Genomic DNA, 21,567 nt, shown 5'->3' on the forward strand with positions numbered 1-21,567 from the left:
GCTCCGACCGTCCTGCGCAGGACCGCCCTCGGCCCGCGCCGCCGTCCTGCGGTGCAGCCCGGCGGCTGCGGCGACCGACACACTGCTGCCCTGCCCGAGGTCCGTCACGCCGACCTCGCGGGCGAGAACCCGGATCTCCTGGAGCTGGGGACGGAGATCGGCGGGAAGCGCCCGGCTCACATGGCCGAACCGCTCCCGCGGCCACGCCGCCTGCTCCCGGTCCAGCGGAGCGGTCGTCTGCCGCCCGGCCTCGGCCGCCCTCAGCTTGACCACGACCTCCACATAACGTGGTACCGGACCGGACCGGGCCGGAACGGCGAAGGGGACCTTCGGCGGGATGTCCGGGGTCACCCGCGCCGACACGACCCGGCCCGTGAAGGGGTATCCGGCCGTCTTCTTCGCCGAGAAGCGCAGCTCCGGGCCGCGCGGCTCGGGAGGAGCCGGCACCGGGGACGGTGCGGCGCGGCGCACGAGCCGGCTCCGCACACCACGCGCCGCCGCTGAACCGTGGAGACTCCGGCTGAGGCTCCCTCCCCGACGGGGTCGCGCCCGGTCCGACGGGTCACCGGACCGGAGCGACGGCGGAGTGCCGCGACGGCGGTGGCCTCCGCCGGCCGTCACCGGGCGGCGGCCCGAGCCCCCGGGGGCCGTTGCACCCGGGCCGCTACGCCGGGACCGTTATGCCGGGGCCGTTCCCGGGCCGCCCTCGTCGTCCTCGTCCTCGGGGAGCTTGCAGACCCGTTCCAGCAGCAGGCCCGCCGCCACCACGGCCAGCCCCGCCAGGACGGCGAGGCCGGCGTAGAGGGCCTGGTCGCCGCGGCTGCCGCCGTCCAGGCCGTTCACCAGCAGGAAGACCCCGACACCGCCGTACATCCCGGCGACCGGGGCGGCGACCAGCGCGCTCGCCTGGCCGAAGACCACCGCCCGGGCTGCGACCATCGGGTCGACGCCCTTCGCGCCCGGCTGCCGCTCCCGCTGGGCCTTCAGCCGGCTCCGCAGCGACAGCGCGGTGGCCGCGAGGACGGCGGCGATGGCCGCCAGCACCACGGGGGCGGCGAAGGGCACGCCCGGCAGCGAGCCGAAGGCGTCCCAGAGACCGGCCACCGCCCAGGCCAGCACACCGGCGACGGCGAAGATCCCGCCCAGCACTCTGATCCGAAGTTGCCTCACCGAGTGCTCGCCTCGCTCTTCCTGATGGACGGGAACCGACCCCCGCACCACGGGTCACCGGAGGTGGACACGAGGGTAACGGCTACTCGGGCAGTCGGAGTTCCAGGTCCGCCCGCCGCTCCACCCCCTGGCCGGGGACCTCGTCCAGCAGCTCCGCCACGGGGCCGTGGCCGGGCACCTCCGCGGCCGGGTCGACGTCGTGCCACGGCGCCAGCACGAAAGCGCGCTCGTGGACCCGCGGATGCGGCAGCGTGAGCGCCGGGTCGTCCGAGAGGACGCCCTGGTAGGCGACGATGTCGACGTCCAGCGTCCGGGGGCCCCAGCGTTCGTCGCGCACCCGCTCGAACGCCTCCTCGACGGCGTGGGCCCGCTCCAGCAGGGAGCCCGGCGGCAAGGTCGTCCGCACCAGCACCACGGCGTTGAAGTAGGACGGCTGGGTGCCGGGATCCACGCCCCAGGGCTCCGTCTCGTAGACCGGGGAGACCGCCTTGACCCGGACACCGGGGGTGTCCTCCAGCGCGTCGACCGCTCCCTGCAGGGTCTCCAGGCGGTTGCCGAGATTGCTGCCGAGAGCGATCACGGCCCGCTGCGGGTTGGAGAGCGTCGTGTCCGCCGCGTCCACCCAGTCGGCCACCGAGGCGGGGACGGGCTGCACGGTCGGGTCGCTCGTGGTCATGGGCGGCTCCGGGTAATGGTGATGGTCACGTCGTCGAAGGGCACGGTGATCGGCGCGTCCGGCTTGTGGACGACCACCTCCACCTCCCGTACCGGCTCGTGCCGGAGGCAGCGCTCCGCGATCCGCTCGGCGAGCGTCTCGATCAGCTCGACCGGCTCACCCTGGATCACGGCGACGGCTTCCTCGGCCACGACGCCGTAGTGCACCGTCAGCGTGAGGTCGTCGGCGGCCGCCGCGGGGCGGGTGTCCAGGCCCAGGACGAGGTCCACGACGAAGACCTGGCCCTTCTCCCGCTCCTCGGGGAAGACCCCGTGGTGTCCGCGCGCCCTGAGGCCGCGCAGCGCGACTCGGTCCACGACTGTCACTCCCGCTGTCGGTTACGGATGGACGGACGCCGGGCGGAGTCTGCCGCAGGTGTCCCCCGCGGCCCCGCCCCGCTCCGGGACCGGTGCGCCGCGCTGATGGAACGAACCTACCGGCGGCCACCGACAGCACCCGTCCCGGGCCGTGCCCGCGTGTGCCACGGTGCCACCGGGAGCGCGGCTCGGCCGAGCTGGGCGCCGCCGGACCCGCCGGGGTCCGCGACCCACGCTCTCACCCCTTACCCGGCCACCGCGCGACTCGAACGGGTGAACTGGGACACCCTTCAGGGAAGCGTGCGGGAAGCCCGGGTGAACACGGGACACTTCTCCCGTAAGGCACCCGTACGGCGCTCGTTCGGCACCCGCACTTGCGCCCGCACGGCGCTGACCGGACCGGACACCTAGACGAGCCCGGTGCCGCCCGCGCCGCCCGGCTCCTCGTCCTCGTCCGGCTCGCCGTCCTCCCCCGCGGTGTCGGCCAGCACCGGCGAGCCGTGGTGGGCCCAGATCCGCCAGCCGTCACCGGTGCGGCGGAAGACGTTGGTGGCCACGACGAGCTGGCCCACCAGCGGCCCCAGCTCGCCCTCCTCCTCGGCCGGCCCGCCGCTGAGGATGTTCTCGGTGCAGGTCACCAGCGCGGTGTCGCCGTCGATCTCCACCTCGACATCCGTCAGGAAGAACTGGATGTACTCGGTGTTCGCCATGATCAGCGCATACGAGCGCAGCACCTCGCCGCTGCCCCGCAGCACCGGCCACCCCGGGTGCACGCAACTGACGTCCCCGGGGAGCCACATCGCGGAGAGCGCCTCGAAGTCGCCCTGTTCCATGGCCTCGTAGAGGGCCGTGTTGGCCTGCTCGACCTGCTCGTAGTCGGTGCTACGGGCGGGCCTGCTCACCCGGCCCCCTCGACGGCGCGCGCCACGCGCACCGCGTCGGCCGTCGCCCGCACCTCGTGGACCCGTACGGCCCAGGCGCCCTCGCGCGCCGAGATCGCGGAGACGGCGGCGGTGGCCGCGTCCCGTTCCCGGGCGGGCGGCGGGCTGCCGCCGGGGCCGGCCAGCACCCGGCCGAGGAAGCGTTTGCGGGAGGCCGCCACCAGCAGCGGACGGCCCAGGCTCCGCAGCTCGGGAAGGGCCGCGAGCAGGGCCAGATCGTGCTCGGCCTGTTTGGCGAAGCCCAGCCCGGGATCGATCACGATCCGTTCCGGCGCGACGCCCCCGGCGACCACGGCGTCCATCCGCTCCCGCAGTTCGCCGGCGACCTCGCGGACCACGTCGGAGTAGACGGCACGGGCGTTCATGTCCTGGCTGAAACCGCGCCAGTGCATCACCACGAACGGCACCCCCGCCTCGGCCACCACCGGCACCATCGCCGGGTCGGCGAGGCCGCCGCTCACATCGTTGACCAGCGCCGCCCCGGCGGCCACCGCCCGCTCCGCGACCGACGCCCGCATGGTGTCCACGCTGACGGTCACGCCCTCGGCGGCCAGTCCGCGCACCACGGGGAGAACCCGGCGCAGTTCCTCCGCCTCGTCCACCCGGGAGGCCCCCGGCCGCGTCGACTCGCCGCCGACATCGACCAGATCGGCACCCTCGGCGACGAGCTCCAGGCCGCGCTTGACCGCGTCCCCGGTGTCGAACCACCGGCCGCCGTCCGAGAAGGAGTCGGGCGTGACGTTCACCACGCCCATCACCGCGCAGCGGTCCCACTCCGGCAGACCGGTCACCACGCCGCGCAAGCTCCTCATCCCTCCACCTTAGGCCCCGGACGGCCCGCGTCCCGCCCGGGGCACCGCGCCGGAGCGCGCTCCCGGCGGAATCCGGACGCCGTCCCGCGAGGGGCGCGCCCCGGCGCGGGTCTCAGCGCGCGAGGATGAGGCTCATCGCCTCGGCGCGGGTGGTGGCGTCGCGGAGCTGGCCGCGGACGGCCGAGGTGGTGGTCTTCGCCCCGGGCTTGCGTATGCCGCGGACCGACATGCACATGTGCTCCGCCTCGATGACGACGATCGCGCCCCGCGCCTCCAGGATGCGCATCAGCGAATCGGCGACCTGCGTGGTGAGCCGCTCCTGCACCTGCGGCCGGCGGGCGAACACGTCCACCAGGCGGGCCAGCTTCGACAGACCAGTGATCTTGCCGGTCTCGGCCGGGATGTAGCCCACGTGGGCGACCCCGTGGAACGGCAGCAGGTGGTGCTCGCAGAGGCTGACGATCTCGATGTCCTTGACCAGCACCAGCTCGTCGTGGCCGAGGTCGAAGGTCGTGGTCAGGACGTCCTCCGGGTCCTGCCGCAGTCCGCCCAGGATCTCCCGGTACGCGCGGGCCACCCGGGCCGGGGTCTCCAGCAGCCCCTCGCGGTCCGGGTCCTCGCCGACCGCGATGAGCAGCTCGCGGACGGCGTTCTCGGCCCGCTTCTCGTCGAACTCGCCGACGGCGCGCCCGCTGTTCAGCGTCACCGGGTCGGTCATGTGGTGCCTCGTTTTCCTGGTACGTGCCGTACGAACGCTCGTACGACGAATGCCGCGCCTTCCCAGGGTAGAACCCAGGAGGGCACGGCACTCATTCCGGACCGGGCGGCTCAGCTCTCCGGACGCGTCTCCTCGGGCAGCTCGGCCTTCTCCGTGGAGATCTTGGAGGAGGCACCGGCCGACTGGGAGCCGTTGGCCATGGTGAGCTCCTTGGGGGAGAGCACCGGAGGCCGGGTGGAGGGCGTACGGCGGGAGGAGCCGGTCCACGCGGGGCGGGCCGGGCGCTTGACCACCGGGGCGAAGATCTCGGCGATCTCCTCCTTGTTCAGGGTCTCCTTCTCCAGCAGCCGGAGCACGAGGTTGTCCAGGACGTCGCGGTTCTCGACCAGGATCTCCCAGGCCTCGTTGTGCGCCGTCTCGATGAGCTTCTTGACCTCTTCGTCGACCAGCGCGGCGACCTCTTCGGAGTAGTCGCGCTGGTGGCCCATCTCACGCCCGACGAAGGGCTCGGAGTTGTCGCTGCCGAACTTGATGGCGCCCAGCCGCTCGGTCATGCCGTACTGGGTGACCATCGCGCGGGCCGTGGTGGTGGCCTTCTCGATGTCGTTCGCGGCACCGGTGGTCGGGTCGTGGAAGACCAGTTCCTCCGCGGCGCGGCCGCCCAGCATGTACGCGAGCTGGTCGAGCATCTCGTTGCGGGTGGTGGAGTACTTGTCCTCCTCCGGCAGCACCATGGTGTAGCCGAGGGCCCGGCCTCTCGACAGGATCGTGATCTTGTGCACCGGATCGCTGTTCGGGGAGGCCGCCGCCACCAGGGCGTGTCCGCCCTCGTGGTACGCGGTGATCTTCTTCTCCTTGTCGCTCATGATCCGGGTCCGCTTCTGCGGTCCGGCCACGACACGGTCGATCGCCTCGTCCAGGAAGTGGTTGTCGATCAGCTTGGCGTCACTGCGGGCCGTCAGCAGGGCGGCCTCGTTGAGGACGTTGCTGAGGTCGGCACCGGTGAAGCCGGGGGTCCGGCGGGCGACCGCCTGCAGGTCCACGTCGGGCGCGACCGGCTTGCCCTTCTGGTGCACCTTGAGGATCTCCAGCCGGCCCTGCATGTCCGGCCGGTCCACGGCGATCTGCCGGTCGAAGCGGCCCGGGCGGAGCAGCGCCGGGTCGAGGATGTCCGGCCGGTTGGTGGCGGCGATCAGGATGACGCCGCCCTTCACGTCGAAGCCGTCCATCTCGACGAGCAGCTGGTTGAGCGTCTGCTCGCGCTCGTCGTGGCCGCCGCCCATACCGGCGCCGCGGTGCCGGCCGACGGCGTCGATCTCGTCGACGAAGACGATCGCGGGGGCGTTCTGCTTGGCCTGCTCGAAGAGGTCCCGGACCCGGGAGGCACCGACACCGACGAACATCTCGACGAAGTCGGAGCCGGAGATCGAGTAGAACGGGACGCCCGCCTCGCCGGCGACGGCGCGCGCGAGCAGCGTCTTGCCGGTGCCGGGGGGGCCGTAGAGCAGCACGCCCTTGGGGATCTTGGCGCCGACGGCCTGGAACTTCGCCGGCTCCTGCAGGAACTCCTTGATCTCGTGGAGCTCCTCGACCGCCTCGTCGGCCCCGGCCACGTCGGTGAAGGTGGTCTTCGGGGTGTCCTTGGTGATCAGCTTGGCCTTGGACTTCCCGAAGTTCATGACCCGGGAGCCGCCGCCCTGCATCTGGTTCATCAGGAAGAGGAAGACCAGCACGATGAGGACGAAGGGCAGGAGCGAGAGCAGGACGCCGACGAAGGCGTTCTGCGACTGCGGGGAGACGGTGTACCCGTCCGGCAGCGTGCTCTTGTCGCCGTCGTTGACCCTCGCCTGGAGGTCCTTGGCGAGCTCGGTGCCCTGATCGCCGATGTAGCTCGCCTGCAGCTTGTCGCTGCCCTCGATCTCGACGTCGTCCTTGAGCTCGATCTTGATCTTGCTTTCGTCGCCGGTGGTGAGCTCGGCGGACTTGACCTTGTTGTCGGCGATCGCGTTGACGACCTGGCCGGTGTCCACCGTCTTGAAGCCGCCGGACGAACCGACGACCTGCATCAACACGACCACGGCGAGGACGGCCAGCACGATCCACATGACCGGCCCACGGAAGTAGCGCTTCACGTCCATCCATACGGGGCGCGGGCGCCCCGTCCCTCCTGCCACAGTGAGGCACGCCGGCTTCGCGGTGAGCCGGCCGTGCGTACGGTGAATTACTCGACCTGTTGAAGACTTGCCTTCGGACGGTACCTCAGCTTCCGCCCCGGGCGCTGCCCGGGCGGTGAATGACCACCGTCCGTACAAACCTCAACGCCGCGACGGCGCCCGGCGTTCCCGCCGGGCGCTCCCGGCCGCTCAGCCGCCGTAGACGTGCGGCGCCAGGGTCCCGACGAAGGGGAGGTTGCGGTACTTCTCCGCGTAGTCGAGGCCGTAGCCGACGACGAACTCGTTGGGGATGTCGAAGCCGACGTATTTGACGTCGATGTCGACCTTGGCGGCCTCGGGCTTGCGCAGCAGCGTGCACACGTTCAGCGAGGCCGGTCCGCGCGAGCTGAGGTTGGACAGCAGCCAGGAGAGGGTGAGCCCGGAGTCGATGATGTCCTCGACGATGAGGACGTCGCGGCCGGCGATGTCGGTGTCCAGGTCCTTGAGGATCCGGACCACGCCGGAGGACTTGGTGCCCGCTCCGTATGAGGAGACCGCCATCCAGTCCATGGTCACGGGGGTCGACAGCGCCCGGGCCAGGTCCGCCATCACCATGACCGCGCCCTTGAGCACCCCGACGATCAGCAGATCGCGGCCCGCGTACTCGGCGTCGATCTCCGCGGCCAGCTCGGCCAGCTTGGTGTCGATCTCTTCCTTGGTGATGAGCACCGACTGAAGGTCGGTGCCCATGTCCTTGTCGTCCACCCGCGTCACTCTCGGTCGTTACGGCCCGGTCCCGGCAGCACTCGTTCCCGGCGGTGGCCGGAGGATGCGTCGGGAGGCGGCTCAGTGCTCGGCGGCGGTCTGGTCGCGCCGCCCGATGACCAGATTGCCACACCGCCGGCGGACCTCGACGCGCCCGGGCAGGTTGAGTGCGCCCTGGCCGTGCCAGTCGGTGACCAGCCGGTCCATTTCCTCGATGTGCCGGGCGAAGAGCGAACCCGCGGGCGAACCGGCCGCGATGGCCGCGCGGCGCAGCACCCGGCGGCGGATGGCCGGCGGCAGCACGGCGAGCTTGGCGACGTCCAGGCCGCCGGCCGGATCGCCGCCGCCATGGCCGCCGTCCGTGCCGCCGTCCGGGGCGGACCGGACGGAGCGTTCGGCGTCGTCCGCCCAGACGTCCAGGGCGTCGGCGTCGTCGCGGGAGAGCTGGGCGGTTCTGGCGAGGGCCTCGATCACGCCCTTGCCCAGGGATTTCTCCAGGGCGGGCAGCCCTTCGTGGCGCAACCGGGAGCGGGTGTAGGAGGGGTCGCTGTTGTGCGGGTCGTCCCAGACGGGCAGCGACTGGGCGAGGCAGGCCGTACGCGCCGTCTGCCGGTCGAGCCGGAGGAAGGGGCGCCGGTAGCGGCCGTCCCTGCCGGAGACGGCGGCCATGCCGGAGAGCGAGCGGATGCCGGAGCCGCGGGCGAGCCCGAGGAGAACGGTCTCGGCCTGGTCGTCGCGGGTGTGGCCGAGCAGGACGGCGCGGGCGCCGTACCGGTCCGCGACGGAGTCGAGGGCGGCGTAGCGGGCGTCGCGGGCGGCGGCCTCGGGGCCGCCGGACCGGCCGACGTCGACCGCGACCGTCTCGACGGGGTCGAGGCCGAGTTCCCGCAGGCGCGCGGCGACCTCCTCGGCGCGCTTTCCGGAGCCCGGCTGGAGGCGGTGGTCGACGGTGACCCCGCCGGCACGGATGCCCAGCTTGGGCGCCTCGAAGGCGAGCGCGGAGGCGAGCGCGACGGAGTCGGCGCCGCCGCTGCAGGCGGCGAGCACCAGCGGGGCGCCGGGGGCGCTCGGGGCCGGGCGGCCGGACGGCTCGGGGCGTCCGGCGGGCAGGGCGGCGGGCGACGCGGAGGAGGAGGGAGCCGAGGGGGCGGAGGGAGAGGCGGGCGGGGAAGACGTGCCGGGCGTGCCGGCGCCGGCGAGCTCGGCGAGGAGGTCGTGGAGCGTGCGGCGGACCGCCAGGCGTATCGCCGCGACCGCTGGATGGGGACCCATGTCCGGTTCCCTTCCTGTCAGGGGGAGATGTCTCGGGGGCCGTGCGGACCGGGGGCGGTGGACCGCCCGACGGCACTCGGCCTTCCGTCACACTGTGTGTGTAGATGGTGACAGAGGCGAGCCATTACCCGAGCATCGCACGCCTTCCGGGGTCGCACGGTCCCTCGGACGGGTGATCTGCAGGACTTCCATTCGGCTCCCGGCCCCCGGCTCCGGTCCGGATCGGCCCCGGACCGGAGGAAGTGCTCGCGGACGGGGCCGGACGGGGAGGGACGGACCCGCGGGGTCAGCTCTCCTTGCGGTGCACCCGGGCGACCCATTCGGCGGGGGCGGCGATCTCCGCCTTGGTCGGCAGGGTGTTGGGCGAGGTCCACACCCGGTTGAAGCCGTCCATGCCGACGTCCTTCACCACGGCCCGGACGAAACGCTCGCCGTCGCGGTACTGGCGGAGCTTGGCGTCGAGCCCGAGGAGCTTGCGCAGGGCCTGGTCCAGCCGTCCCGCGCCGCTCGCCCGGCGCTGCTGGAACTTCTCGCGGATCTCGGCCACGGAGGGGACGACGTCCGGGCCGACCCCGTCCATGACGAAGTCGGCGTGGCCCTCCAGCAGGGACATCACGGCGGTGATGCGGTCGAGGACCTCCCGCTGGGCGGGGGTCTGCACCAGTTCGACGAAGCTGCGCCCGCCGTCCGCCTCGCCCTCCGTCCGGCCGCCGGCGAGGGACTGGGCCGCCTCGCGGACACGTTCCAGGAGGGTGCCGGGGTCGATGTCGGTCTCGGCGAGGAAGGTCTGGATCTCGCCCTCGATGTGGTCGCTGAGCCAGGGGACGGCCGAGAACTGGGTGCGGTGGGTCTCCTCGTGCAGGCAGACCCAGAGCCGGAAGTCGTGCGGTTCGACATCGAGTTCGCGCTCGACGTGGACGATGTTCGGGGCGACCAGGAGCAGCCGGCCGCCGTTCGCCCCGGCGGGCAGGTCGCGGCCGGGCGGGGCGAAGGTCTCGTACTGGCCGAGGACGCGGGAGGCGAGGAAGGAGAGCAGCGCCCCCAGCTCCATGCCGGTCACCTTGGAGCCCACGGCGCTGAGCACGGCTCCGCCGGGGCGGCCGGCCCGGCGGCCCTCGACCTTCTCCAGCAGGGGTTTCAGCAGCTCGCGGAAGCCGGCCACATTGGCGCGGATCCAGCCCGGCCGGTCGATGACCAGGACCGGGGTGCCGCCGCCGGGGGCCGGCGCCACACCGTCGGCGGACGGAGCCGCCATCCGGGTGAAGGCGCGCACGTGTTCCTCGGAGGAACGGGCGTGCCGGCGCAGCTCGGACACGACCGCGCGTGCCTCGTCACGGCTCACCTCGGGGCCCGGCCGTACCAGCCGGGTCGCGGTCGCGACCGCGAGATTCCAGTCGACCATCTGGGCACCGCCGAAACTCGTCATGACTTCACCGTACGTGGCGCGCGGAGAGAGCGGGAGGAGTGCACGTCGGGGGTGCGGCCCGGCGGCTGGCGCGGCTCCGGGGCCCGGCGGCCTGTCGTGCCGGGGCGGGGCCGGCCGCGCCGGGGCGGTCAGCGGCAGCCGCAGTTGGCCAGGGCCGAGGCCAGGCGGTCCAGGGCCGCCTGGGCACCGTGGGCGTCGGTGCTGCCGTTCGTGATGAACGCGAAGGCCAGCAGCCGGCCGTCGGCGTCGACGACCGTGCCGGCGAGGGCGTTCACGCCGGTGAGGGTGCCGGTCTTGGCGCGGACCATGCCGGTGCCCGCGGAGGCGTCCGCGTAGCGGCTGCGGAGGGTGCCGCTGAATCCGGCCACGGGGAGTCCGGTGAGGACCGGGCGGAGCTCGGGGCGCTCGGGGTCGGTGGCCCGGACCAGCAGCTGGGCGAGGAGGGCCGTGGAGATCCTGCCGTCCCGGTCGAGGCCGCTGCCGTCGGCGAACCGGGCGCCCTTGAGCGGCAGGTCCAGCTCGGCGAGCCGGTCCCGTACGGCCTTCTCCGCGCCGGTGAAGCTCGCCGGCCTGCCGTCGGCGACCGCCGTCTCCCGGGCGAGGGCCTCGGCGATGTCGTTGTCGCTGTTGGTCAGGGCCCGTTCGACGAGGGCGGAGACGGGCATGGAGCGGACGGCGGCGACCCGCTCGGCGTCCTTTCCGGCCTTGGCGCGGCGGGGCTCTCCCTTGACCTTGACGCCGCGGTCGCGGAGGAGGCCGGCGAAGGTCTTCGCGGCGTCGGCGGCGGGGTCGGCGGAGCGGGGCGCCGGGCCGCGGTGGCTGTCGTCGAGGCGGCCCGCGTCGGTGCTCAGCGGGACGACCGGGGCGATGTTGTCGTTGTGCCCTATGGGGTGCCGGTCGGGTCCGGACCAGCGCGAGGTGTCGTACGCCAGGACGGTCTTCCCGGCGCCGTCCTCCTTGAGGGCGTGTGCGGTGCGGTCGGCCAGGTCGCGCAGGCTCGCCGGGTTGCCGGGCTGCCGGGAGCCGCGGGCGGTGAGGGTCGGGTCGCCGCCGCCGACCAGCACGATCTCGCCGTCGCCGGAGCCGGTGACGACCTCGGTGGTCAGCCGGTGGTCGGGACCGAGCGCGGTGAGGGCGGCCACCGCCGTCGCGATCTTGATGGTGGAGGCGGGTACCGCCGGGGTGTGCGCCCGGGTGCCGTGGACCAGGTCGCCGGTGGCGGCGTCGGCCACCGCGGTGCTGCTCAGCGAGCCCAGGGCCGGGTCCTCCAGCAGCGGGGTGAGGGCGTCCTCCAGACCCGTCGCGGTGGGCGGCGGGGCGGCTTCGGACGAGCCGGCGGCGCCGCCGAGGGCGGCGAGGACCGCGGTGGCCGCGGGCGCCGACTCGTCCGTGGCCGACGTACCGGGTGACCGGCCATCGTGACGCTCACCACCCTCGCCGTTCCAGTGGGCCGCGCGGGTCCGCTCGGCCGTACGCTGTCCGGAGTCCCATGGGCCGGCCGCGGTCACCGCTCCGGCCGCCATGACGAGCCCGAGTACGGCGGAACCCGCCGCCAGGTGCCACGGCGGCAGGGCCAACCACCCGCCGACGGGCCACCTGTACCGCCACCATCCGGCCTCGGGCACTTCGGACCAGCCCCTTTCGCACCCACGCCCCCGCGTAAGGGACACTTAACCATCAGAATTATGGCCTGATCATGGAGGAGCCACCCGTGGAGTTCGACGTCACCATCGAGATCCCGAAGGGTTCGCGCAACAAGTACGAGGTGGACCACGAGACGGGCCGTATCCGCCTGGACCGCCGGCTCTTCACCTCGACGAGTTACCCGGCCGACTACGGGTTCGTCGAGAACACCCTCGGCGAGGACGGCGACCCGCTGGACGCCCTGGTCATCCTGGACGAGCCGACCTTCCCCGGCTGTCTCATCAAGTGCCGCGCGATCGGCATGTTCCGGATGACGGACGAAGCGGGCGGTGACGACAAGCTCCTGTGCGTGCCGGCCTCGGACCCGCGCGTCGAGCACCTGCGCGACATCCACCATGTCTCGGAGTTCGACCGCCTGGAGATCCAGCACTTCTTCGAGGTCTACAAGGACCTGGAGCCCGGCAAGTCGGTCGAGGGCGCCAACTGGGTGGGCCGCGCCGAGGCCGAGGCCGAGGTCGAGGCGTCGATCAAGCGCCTGGAGGCCTCCGGAGGGGCGCACTGACGACGGTCGCGCCGGAGTGATCCGGCCACGGTCCCGCCGGCGCGGCGGCACCGTATGACGGTGGTACGGGCGGGCGGCGCACTCCTCGGTGCGCCGCCCGCTCGCTGCCCGGCCCCGGCGGACGGGACATACCGGGCGAGCGCCCCGGGAATGCGCCATGGTGGCCTGAGGGGCGCGGGACGCATTCGAGTTCTACGAGGAGGAACGGAGCACGTGGTGGCGGACGCCCAGCGGCACGGCGGTGCCCCCGGGTCGGAGCGGGAGGACCCCGAGAACCGCAAACCGCAGTCCGACGAGGCGCGCAGCGCCTTCACCTCACCGCTCGGCGTCCCCCTGCCGCCACCCCCGGAGGAGGAGCACCCCACCTCGGAGTTCGCCCTCCCCACGGGCCTGGCGCCGGAGCCGCCGCCCGAGCCCGAGGGCTCGGCCTTCGCGCCGCCGGGCGGGCGGCAGCCGGAGGCGGCCGGCCGGGACCGGCCCAGCTCCTTCCCCGCCTTCACTCCCCCGAACGGCATACCCGCCGTCCGGCTGTCCAAGGCACAGCCCTGGCAGGACCGGATGCGCACCATGCTGCGGATGCCGGTGGGCGACCGTCCGGTGCCCGAGCGGGCGGAGCGCCACGAGGACGAATCGGGGCCCGCCGTCCCCCGGGTCCTGGACATCTCGCTGCGGATCGGAGAACTGCTGCTGGCGGGCGGCGAGGGAGCCGAGGACGTCGAGGCGGCGATGTTCGGCGTCGCGCACGCCTACGGGCTGGACCGCTGCGAGCCGACCGTCACCTTCACCCTGCTCTCCGTCACCTACCAGCCGTCCCTGGTGGACGACCCGGTGACGGCCAGCCGGACGGTGCGCCGCCGGGGGACCGACTACACCAGGCTGTCGGCCGTCTACCGGCTGGTGGACGACATCACCTCGGACGACATCGAGATCACGCTGGAGGAGGCGTACCGGCGGCTGGCCGACATCCGCCGGAACCGCCACCCCTACCCCGGCTGGGCGCTGACCCTGGCCGGCGGGCTGCTGTCGGGGTCGGCGAGCACCCTCGTCGGCGGCGGCTGGCTCGTCTTCCTCGCGGCGGCGGCCGGGGCCATGCTCGGCGACCGGCTCGCCTGGCTGGCCTCGGGCCGCGGGCTGCCGGAGTTCTACCAGTTCGTGGTGGCCGCGATGCCGCCCGCCGCGATGGGCGTGACGCTGGTGCTGGTGCACGCGGAGGTCAAACCGTCCGCGGTGATCACGGGTGGCCTGTTCGCGCTGATCCCGGGGCGGGCTCTGGTCGCGGGGGTGCAGGACGGGCTGACCGGCTACTACATCACGGCCTCCGCCCGCCTGCTGGAGGTCGTGTACCTGATCGTGGGCATCGTGACCGGGGTGCTGCTGGTCCTGGTGGTGGGCGTGGAGCTGGGCGCCGAACTCAGCCCGGACGAGTCACTGGGCAGCGCCTACCGGCCGGTGACCCAGATCGTCGCGGCCATGCTGCTGGCGCTGGCCTTCTGCATCATGCTCCAGCAGGAACGTTCCACCGTGCTGGCGGCCACCCTCAACGGCGGCGTCGCCTGGATCGTCTACGGCGCGCTGCACGACGTCGGCGAGATCTCGCCGGTGGCGGCGACCGCTGTGGCGGCCGGGCTGGTGGGCCTCTTCGGGCAGTTGCTGTCCCGCTACCGGTACGCCTCGGCGCTGCCGTACGTCACGGCCGCGATCGGGCCGCTGCTGCCCGGTAGCGCGACCTACTTCGGTCTGCTCGGCGTCGCGCAGGGCGATCTCAACGCGGGACTCGGCTCGCTGACGAAGGCCGTGGCGCTGGCGCTGGCCATCGCCATCGGGGTGAACCTCGGTGGCGAGCTGGCCCGGCTCTTCCTCAAGCGGCCGACGGTGGAGGCCGAGACGGGCGAGCGGCGGGCGGCCAAGCGCACCCGCGGATTCTGATCCGGGTCCCGGCCGCCGGGCGGTCGGGGAGGTCCCGGCCACCGGGCGGGCGCGGAGGGGAGCGGGCGGCGGGCCGCGGCGGTGAAGGGCCGGCGGGCCGCCCCGCTCCCGGCCGTCAGGGCTGCTCCGGCTGCCCGTACCGGCCGGGCTCGCCGTATCGAGCCGGCTGTCCGTACTCGTCGGGCTGCCGGCCGTACTGATCCGGCCCGCCATAGGGCTGCTGCTGCCGGCCGTACTCGTCCGGCCGGCCGTAGGGCTGCGGCTGCTGCCCGTACTGCTGGTGACCGTACTGCTGCTGCCCGTACTGGCCCGGCTGCCCGTACTGCTGGGGCGGCTGCTGACCGTACTGATCCGGCGCCGGCTGACCGTACGGCTGCTGGCCGTACTGCTGCTGACCGTACTGGCCCGGCTGCCCGTACTGATCCGGCTGACCGTACGGCTGCGGCGCCTGCTGACCGTGCTGCTGGGGCTGCTGGCCGTACTGGCCGGGCTGCCCCTGCTGGTCCGGCCGGCCGTACTGGCCCGGCTGACCGTAGGGCTGCTGCCCGCCGTACGCGGGTGCGGGCTGCGCCGGCTGTCCGAACGCTGCCTCCGGGCCGTCGTGCGGCTCGGGCGCGGGCTCGGGACGGACCAGGGCCGGCTCGTCGGGGAGGGGCACGGCCCGGCGGGACTGGGCGCGGGCCCGGAGCACCTCGATGATGATGGGCAGCACCGAGAGCAGCACGATCAGGATGAGGATCTTCTCGATGTGCGTGTGCACGAAGTCGATCTGGCCCAGGAAGTAGCCGAGGACCGTCACACCGGCGCCCCAGAGCACGCCGCCGATGACGTTGAAGGTGATGAACGAGCGGTAGTTCATCCGGCTCACACCGGCGACGATCGGCGTGAACGTCCGCACGATCGGTACGAAGCGGGCCAGGACCAGGGACTTCGGGCCGTACTTCTCGAAGAAGTCGTGGGCCTTCTCGACGTTCTCCTGCTTGAAGAACCGGGAGTCCGGCCGCTTGAACAGCGCGGGCCCGACCTTGCGTCCGAAGAGGTAGCCGACCTGGTCCCCCAGGATCGCGGACACCACGATGAGCGTGCAGATCAGCCAGAGCGGATAGCTGAGCGTGCCCGTCGCCACCAGCAGACCGGTGGTGAAGAGCAGCGAGTCACCGGGCAGGAAGAAGCCGAAGAACAGGCCCGACTCGGCGAACACGATCGCCAGCACGCCGATCAGGCCGAAGGTCTGGATCAGATAGTCCGGGTCGAGCCAGCTGGGGCCGAGCGCGATGGTGGTCACGAAGGGGAGACTCCAGGTTCGGGGCGCAGGCTCAAGCGGGGCCCGGGCGCGGTTCGTGGGGCGACTGTACAGCCCTCCCAAGCTACCAACGCCCCGTGAATGCGGGGGGTTCCGGAGCCCCCACCCGGGTTCCGGCCCGCTGTGCGGGGCAGGCGGACACCGGTGCGGGCTTGCATGGCGGTGTGCCGGGCAGGCGGTAATGTCCGCCCTCTGATCAGGGGGGTTCGTCACGTGAGAGGAGCCGTTCCATGACCAGTGCCGTGCGTCTGGCCGTCATCTACTACTCGTCCACCGGGACCAACACCACCGTCGCCAAGGAGATCGCGGACACCGCGGCGAAGGCGGGGGCCGAGGTGCGGCTGCTCCGGGTGGCCGAGCTCGCGCCCCGGGCCGCGGTGGACTCCAACCCGGCGTGGGCCGCGAACGCCGATGCGACGGCCGGCATCCCCGAGGCCGGACCGGACGACATGGTCTGGGCCGACGCGGTGATCTTCGGGACCCCGACCCGCTACGGGAATGTGTCCTCGCAGCTCAAGCAGTTCCTCGACAGCCTCGGCGGGCTGTGGTCCGAGGGGAAGCTGGCCGACAAGGTCTACAGCGGCTTCACCTCGTCGGCGACGCTGCACGGCGGCCAGGAGTCCACCCTGCTCGCGCTCTACAACACGATCTACCACTTCGGCGGGGTGGTGGTGGCCCCCGGCTACACCGATCCGTCGAAGTTCGCGGACGGCAATCCGTACGGCACCTCGCACGTGGACGCCCAGGGGGAGAGCCCGGTGGACGAGACCACGCTGCGGGCCGCACGGGTGCAGGCCGAGCGGGTGGTGCGGCTCACCCGGGCGCTCAAGGCCGGGGCCGCCGCGGAAGGAGGGTGACCGGACGGGGGACGACCGGACGGGGGCGGCCCGGGACCGGCGGGCTCCGGTCCCGGGCCGTCCGCCCTCCCGTGCCCCTCAGGCGCCCCGGCTCCGGTCCCGGTCCCGTTCGCCCCGTTTCCCGTCCCGGTCCGCGAACGGATTCTCCGCGCCCTCCGGCAGGACCTGCACGGACCGCTCGCCCTCACCGGCCATCACGTAGGCGCCGCCCTCCAGCCGGGCGATCAGTCCGCGCGTCCACTCCGCGCCGCTCTCGGCGCGATGGGTCCAGAGCTTCATGATCTCCCCGATGTGGCCCCACTCCTCGGGGGGCGCCGTCGGCAGCCACTCCCGCTCGACCTCGTCCCGCCACGCCTCCAGCGCCGCCACCCGGCGCCGCAGCAGGGAGACGGCCTCCTCGCGGGGCAGGTCGACGAGGAAGCCGACCCCGGCGGTCAGCAGATCGGGCTTCTGGTCGTGCCGGACCAGGGCCTCGCGGAGCAGCGCGAGATACTCCCGCTCCCCCTCCGGTGTCAGTTCGTACTCGGTGCGCGGCGGGCCGCCGGCCGGGCTGGGCTCGGTGTCGTGGGCCAGCAGCAGGCCCTCCTTCGCCATCTGCTTGAGGGCGTGGTAGATCGACCCCGGCTTGACGTTGGACCACTCGTGGGCGCCCCAGTACTCCAGGTCGCCGCGGACCTGGTAGCCGTGCGCCCGGCCGTGCTGGCGGACGGCGCCCAGCACCAGCAGTCGCGTCGCCGACATCGGCCGTCCTCTCCTGCCGCTTCCCGCCGCCGGTCCGTACGGCGTCACCCTAGCCAAGACGGCGGGGTCCGGCCGGGGCGGGGAGGGCCGTTCTCAGGCGGTGGCCGGTTTGCGGCGGCCGCGGTCCGCCTCCGCCTCGATCTCCATGTCGACCAGTTCGAACGCCGTCTTCCCGTCCAGGGATTCGCGGATGATGTCGGCGTGGCCGGCGTGCCGGGCGACCTCCTGGATCAGCGTCAGGACCAGCCAGCGCATCGACCGCTCCGCCCCGGGCGGGAACCACGGCGCCTCGGGCAGCGCGAACGCGGCGTTGAGATCGGGCACCTCGCGGACGAAGCTCTCGGTGCGGGCGGCGACCGCGTCCCACTCGGCCAGTTTGCCGGCGATCGTCTCGTCACCGATCAGTTCGAAGCTCTCGTGCCAGTTGGAGGCGTCGCGCTCCGTCGCGTACTTCAGGCCGCGGGCCGTCCGCACCCAGCCGTCCTCCGTCTCCACCAGGTGCTTGAGCAGGCCCGAGAGGGAGAGTTCGCTGACGCTCGGCTTCCGCGCCGCCTGCTCCTCCGTGAGACCGAGCAGCGAGCGCCGTACCGCTCCGCGCTGTGCCTCCAGGTAGGCGAGAAGGGCGCTGCGCTCGTCGCCGCGGGCCTCGGCTTCCACAAGAGTGGGCATGTTGGGAGGGCCTTTCTGTACGCGTACGCTCCGGTCCCGCCGGATGCGTACCGGTTGTTCGGAACATCCCTCACGCTACGGGTACTTGCGGTCAGCTTCTGTCCGCAACATCCTGTCCGCAACATACGAGGGAACGGCAAAAGCACGGAGGCCCGGGCGGTGGGCCCGGGCCTCGGTGCGGTGGTGCGGTGGTGCGGTGGTGCGGGTGGTGTCAGAAGGGGAAGACGCTCCTGCCGTGCTGGATCGAGATCCACTTGGTGGTGGTGAAGGACTCGATCATGGCGTCACCGTTGAGCCGGCCGAGGCCGGAGTGCTTCTCCCCGCCGAACGGCACGATCGGCTCGTCGTGCACCGTGCTGTCGTTGACGTGGATCATGCCCGTCTCGATCCGCTGCGCGACCCGCACGCCGCGCTCGACGTCGGCCGTGTGGACGGCGCCGCTGAGCCCGTACGGGGTGTCGTTCGCGATCCGTACCGCCTCGTCCTCGTCCTCGACGGGGACGAGGACGACCACCGGGCCGAAGACCTCCTGGCAGAGGGCGTCCGAGCCCTCCGGCACATCGGTGAGGACGGTGGGCGAGACCAGGGTGCCCTCGCTCCCGCCGCGGACCAGGGCGGTCGCGCCGGCCTCGATGGTGCGCTCCACCAGCGAGGTGACGGCCTCGGCCTGCGCGGGGTTGATGAGCGGGCCGATCTGGGTCTCCGGGTCGGCCGGGTCGCCCACCTTGAGGGAGCGGACCTTGGCGGTGAACTTCTCGGTGAACTCGTCGAGGACGGCGCGGTGCACCAGCACGCGGTTGGCGGACATGCAGACCTGCCCCTGGTGGACGAAGCGGCTGAACACCGCCGCGTCGACCGCGTAGTCGAGGTCCGCGTCCTCCAGCACGATCAGGGCGCTGTTGCCGCCGAGTTCGAGAACCGAGCGCTTGAAGTGGGAGGCGGCGACGGTGCCCACATGGCGGCCGACCTTGTCCGAGCCGGTGAAGGAGATGACCTTGGGCACCGGGTGCTCGATGAAGGCGTCGCCGATCTCCGCGATGTCGGTGATGACGACGTTCAGCACACCGGGCGGCAGACCGGCGTCCTCCAGAATCTTCGCGACCAGGGAACCGCCGACGATCGGGGTGTTCTGGTGCGGCTTGAGGACGACGGCGTTGCCGAGGGCGAGGGCCGGGGCGACGGATTTGAACGACAGCAGGAACGGGAAGTTGAACGGGCTGATGACGCTGACGACGCCGACCGGCTGCCGGTAGACCCGGTTCTCCTTGCCGTCGGCGGCCGCCGGGAGGATCCGCCCCTCGGGCCGGACCGCCAGCAGGATCGCCTCACGCAGGAACTCCTTGGCGAGGTGGAGTTCGAAGGCGGCCTTGAGGCGCGTGCCGCCGAGCTCCGCGATGATCGCCTCGGTGATCTCCTCCTGGCGCTCGTCGATGAGGGTGAGCGCCCGCTCGAAGACCGCTCGGCGGGTGTACGGGTTGGTGGCCGCCCACGCGCGCTGGGCCTGCTCGGCGGCCCGGTAGGCCTCGTCGACCTCGTCGACGGTGGCGATGGTGATGGCCGCCAGCTTGTCCCCGTTGTAGGGGTTGAAATCGATGATGTCCCACGAGCCGGTGCCGGACTTCCACTCACCGGCTATGTACTGGTGGGCCAAATCTGCGAAGTAGGACATGCCACCCCTGACGTGGAGACCGGAGCGCCGGGCGGGGCGCACGCGGAGGGATCGGACTCCTGACGGATTGTCATCGTACTGATGTCTCAGTAGTCCCGGAGGATTTTACCGATGAGTTCGCGGCTCGCGGCCGGGTCGGGGCTGTCCGCGCGCAAGCGGTCCAGCACGCGCCGGTACTGCCGGACGTCCTCGGGCTTGTCGAGGTAGAGCGCGCTGGTGAGCTGCTCCAGATAGACGATGTCCGAGAGATCGGACTCCGGGAACCGCAGCAGGGTGAAGGCCCCGCTCTCGCCGGCGTGGCCGCCGAAGGAGAACGGCATGATCTGGAGCGTCACCCGCGCGTGCTCGGACATCTCGGTGAGATGGCGGAGCTGGCCGCGCATCACCTCCCGGTCGCCGTAGGGCCGGTGCAGCGCCGCCTCGTCCAGGATGAGATGGAACTCCGGTCCGCGCTCGGCGACGAGCAGCTTCTGCCGCTCCAGGCGCAGGGCGACGCGCCGGTCGATCTCCGACGGCGGCGCGTCGGGCTGGCCGCGGGTGACGACGGCGTGGGCGTAGGCCTCGGTCTGCAGCAGACCGGGCACGAACTGCACCTCGTAGCCGAGGATGCCGGAGGCCGCGCCCTCCAGGCCGACGTAGGTCTGGAACCAGCCCGGCAGCACATCGCCGAAGCTGTGCCACCAGCCGGCGACATTGGCCTCCCGGGCCAGGCCCAGGAGGGCGTCGCGCTCGGCCGGGTCGGTGACTCCGTAGAGCGTGAGCAGGTCCTCGACGTCCCGGGCCTTGAAGCTCACCCGGCCCAGCTCCATCCGGCTGATCTTGGACTCGGAGGCGCGGATCGAGTAGCCCGCGGCCTCGCGGGTGACGCCCCTGGATTCGCGGAGCCGTCTGAGCTGCGAGCCGAGGAGGATGCGGCGCACCATCGAGCCACTGGATCCTCCTGCCCCGCCCGTTCCGCTTCCCGGCTGCCCTGTGCTCATGTGCCGACTACCTGTCTCCGTAGTTGATGCACTGCGACCGTCAACAGGCGAAGTCTGCCACTTCCGGGCTCCGTTGCGTGCCGGTCCGGTTACACAAAGCGGAGACGGGCGGGAAGTCCGGTGGAGCCGGGCCCGAAGATTAACGGTTCAATCCACCGTGAGCCGGGGCAATACCGTCAGCTGCACGTGCATCTGCCCTTGCATCTGGCGTACGCATTGGGAACGATGGTCCCCAGCACCACAGCACGGCTGCCTCGACCGATTCCACTTGGGCCAGGAGTGCCTCGCATGGGGACCAAAGGATCGACCATGCTCGAGCCGTTAAGGCGGGAGCTTCCGCCCATCGGCTATGAGGCGGTCTCCAGCAGCGCCACCTGCTCGCTCGCGCCGCACTACGAATCGGTGGGGGGCGCACGCCGGTTCACCCGGTCCGCGCTCTCGGAGTGGGATCTCGACGACCACTTCGACACGGTCGCGCTGGTGGTCTCGGAACTGGTCACCAACGCGCTGCGGCACGCGCTGCCGGACGCCCTGTCCGCCGCCGCCCGCCAGGACCCGGCCGCGGGGACGCGCACGGCGGAACCGGCCGTGCGGCTGCATCTGATGCGCTGGAGCACTCATCTGGTCTGCGCCGTACGGGACCCCAGCCGGGACAGCCCGGTCACGGGGAGACATCTGCCGGAGGACCCCGAGCGCGCCGGGGAGTCCGGCCGCGGACTCCATCTCGTCGAGGCCTTCAGCGACAACTGGGGCTGGCATCCGCTCGCGGGGACGCTGCGCGGGAAGGTCGTCTGGGCACTGTTCCGGCTGCCGGCGCTCCGGGTGCGCCAGGGGCCTGTCGTCACATGATCTCGGCCGATGGATCATGGTCGGGTGACACGTCGCCATGAACTGTCCGATGCAGAGCGGGGATTCCAGCCGCTGCTC

Annotated in this window: 20 protein-coding genes; 4 read left to right on the forward strand and 16 right to left on the reverse strand. The window is 72.4% G+C overall.

Features of this window, described 5'->3' with window-relative positions; all coding sequences use genetic code 11:
• Positions 1–678: 678 nt before the first annotated feature.
• The 11 genes from SXIN_RS13585 to dacB form a co-directional block, all read right to left on the reverse strand.
• Positions 679–1,170, reverse strand: coding sequence for a DUF3180 domain-containing protein (locus tag SXIN_RS13585; protein ID WP_039820501.1), 492 nt, complete (start codon positions 1,168–1,170; stop codon positions 679–681).
• Positions 1,171–1,252: 82 nt separating this feature from the next.
• Positions 1,253–1,846: a 2-amino-4-hydroxy-6-hydroxymethyldihydropteridine diphosphokinase gene (gene folK, locus SXIN_RS13590; RefSeq protein ID WP_019707655.1), complete on the reverse strand. Its 594-nt coding sequence runs from the start codon at positions 1,844–1,846 to the stop codon at positions 1,253–1,255.
• Entirely contained in the window at positions 1,843–2,202 is a 360-nt protein-coding gene (gene folB / locus SXIN_RS13595) for a dihydroneopterin aldolase (RefSeq protein WP_019707654.1), read from the reverse strand. Before folB ends, folK begins: the two co-directional genes overlap by 4 nt.
• A gap of 407 nt (positions 2,203–2,609) precedes the next feature.
• Positions 2,610–3,104, reverse strand: a complete 495-nt coding sequence (locus tag SXIN_RS13600) for a nuclear transport factor 2 family protein (RefSeq protein WP_039820499.1) — start codon at positions 3,102–3,104, stop codon at positions 2,610–2,612.
• Entirely contained in the window at positions 3,101–3,955 is an 855-nt protein-coding gene (gene folP, locus SXIN_RS13605; RefSeq protein WP_095757042.1) for a dihydropteroate synthase, read from the reverse strand. The genes SXIN_RS13600 and folP overlap by 4 nt, the downstream gene beginning before the upstream one ends.
• A gap of 112 nt (positions 3,956–4,067) precedes the next feature.
• Positions 4,068–4,673 (reverse strand): GTP cyclohydrolase I FolE, encoded by a 606-nt coding sequence (folE, locus tag SXIN_RS13610; protein WP_019707653.1) that lies wholly within the window; start codon positions 4,671–4,673, stop codon positions 4,068–4,070.
• A 110-nt stretch (positions 4,674–4,783) separates the two neighbouring features.
• On the reverse strand, positions 4,784–6,811 hold the full coding sequence (gene ftsH, locus SXIN_RS13615; RefSeq protein ID WP_019707652.1) for an ATP-dependent zinc metalloprotease FtsH: 2,028 nt from the start codon (positions 6,809–6,811) through the stop codon (positions 4,784–4,786).
• A 225-nt stretch (positions 6,812–7,036) separates the two neighbouring features.
• Positions 7,037–7,576, reverse strand: coding sequence for a hypoxanthine phosphoribosyltransferase (gene hpt, locus SXIN_RS13620; RefSeq protein ID WP_039820502.1), 540 nt, complete (start codon positions 7,574–7,576; stop codon positions 7,037–7,039).
• 96 nt (positions 7,577–7,672) lie between these two features.
• Positions 7,673–8,863 carry a tRNA lysidine(34) synthetase TilS gene (gene tilS, locus SXIN_RS13625; protein ID WP_095757043.1) on the reverse strand — a complete coding sequence of 397 codons (1,191 nt, stop codon included), beginning with the start codon at positions 8,861–8,863 and terminating at the stop codon, positions 7,673–7,675.
• Between the two features lie 286 nt (positions 8,864–9,149).
• On the reverse strand, positions 9,150–10,289 hold the full coding sequence (locus tag SXIN_RS13630) for a zinc-dependent metalloprotease (RefSeq protein ID WP_019707649.1): 1,140 nt from the start codon (positions 10,287–10,289) through the stop codon (positions 9,150–9,152).
• A 128-nt stretch (positions 10,290–10,417) separates the two neighbouring features.
• Complete coding sequence (dacB, locus tag SXIN_RS13635; RefSeq protein WP_050930697.1) at positions 10,418–11,812, reverse strand: D-alanyl-D-alanine carboxypeptidase/D-alanyl-D-alanine endopeptidase; 1,395 nt, start codon at positions 11,810–11,812, stop codon at positions 10,418–10,420.
• A gap of 188 nt (positions 11,813–12,000) precedes the next feature.
• On the opposite strand from dacB, the gene SXIN_RS13640 reads away from it, so the two are divergent.
• Together SXIN_RS13640 and SXIN_RS13645 are read left to right on the forward strand one after the other, a co-directional pair.
• Complete coding sequence (locus SXIN_RS13640) at positions 12,001–12,495, forward strand: inorganic diphosphatase (RefSeq protein ID WP_019707647.1); 495 nt, start codon at positions 12,001–12,003, stop codon at positions 12,493–12,495.
• 216 nt (positions 12,496–12,711) lie between these two features.
• Positions 12,712–14,421, forward strand: a complete 1,710-nt coding sequence (locus tag SXIN_RS13645) for a threonine/serine exporter family protein (protein ID WP_228429373.1) — start codon at positions 12,712–12,714, stop codon at positions 14,419–14,421.
• A 115-nt stretch (positions 14,422–14,536) separates the two neighbouring features.
• On the opposite strand, the gene SXIN_RS13650 is transcribed toward SXIN_RS13645, so the two are convergent.
• Entirely contained in the window at positions 14,537–15,706 is a 1,170-nt protein-coding gene (locus SXIN_RS13650; protein ID WP_019707646.1) for a DedA family protein, read from the reverse strand.
• 248 nt (positions 15,707–15,954) lie between these two features.
• Between SXIN_RS13650 and wrbA the strand changes: the two genes are divergently transcribed.
• Positions 15,955–16,581, forward strand: a complete 627-nt coding sequence (gene wrbA / locus SXIN_RS13655; protein ID WP_019707645.1) for an NAD(P)H:quinone oxidoreductase — start codon at positions 15,955–15,957, stop codon at positions 16,579–16,581.
• Between the two features lie 78 nt (positions 16,582–16,659).
• On the opposite strand, the gene SXIN_RS13660 is transcribed toward wrbA, so the two are convergent.
• From SXIN_RS13660 to SXIN_RS13675, 4 genes are all read right to left on the reverse strand, one after another.
• On the reverse strand, positions 16,660–17,322 hold the full coding sequence (locus SXIN_RS13660) for a PadR family transcriptional regulator (RefSeq protein ID WP_019707644.1): 663 nt from the start codon (positions 17,320–17,322) through the stop codon (positions 16,660–16,662).
• Positions 17,323–17,415: 93 nt separating this feature from the next.
• Positions 17,416–17,991 (reverse strand): DinB family protein, encoded by a 576-nt coding sequence (locus SXIN_RS13665; RefSeq protein ID WP_050930695.1) that lies wholly within the window; start codon positions 17,989–17,991, stop codon positions 17,416–17,418.
• A gap of 211 nt (positions 17,992–18,202) precedes the next feature.
• Entirely contained in the window at positions 18,203–19,660 is a 1,458-nt protein-coding gene (locus SXIN_RS13670) for an aldehyde dehydrogenase family protein (protein WP_039820493.1), read from the reverse strand.
• Between the two features lie 86 nt (positions 19,661–19,746).
• Complete coding sequence (locus SXIN_RS13675) at positions 19,747–20,583, reverse strand: helix-turn-helix domain-containing protein (protein WP_019707641.1); 837 nt, start codon at positions 20,581–20,583, stop codon at positions 19,747–19,749.
• A 345-nt stretch (positions 20,584–20,928) separates the two neighbouring features.
• Here SXIN_RS13675 and SXIN_RS13680 point away from each other — a divergent pair, with 345 nt between their 5' ends.
• Positions 20,929–21,489, forward strand: coding sequence for an ATP-binding protein (locus SXIN_RS13680; RefSeq protein ID WP_095757045.1), 561 nt, complete (start codon positions 20,929–20,931; stop codon positions 21,487–21,489).
• The last annotated feature ends 78 nt before the right edge of the window (positions 21,490–21,567 follow it).

The sequence above is a fragment of the Streptomyces xinghaiensis S187 genome, assembly GCF_000220705.2.
Taxonomy (GTDB): Bacteria; Actinomycetota; Actinomycetes; order Streptomycetales; family Streptomycetaceae; genus Streptomyces; species Streptomyces xinghaiensis.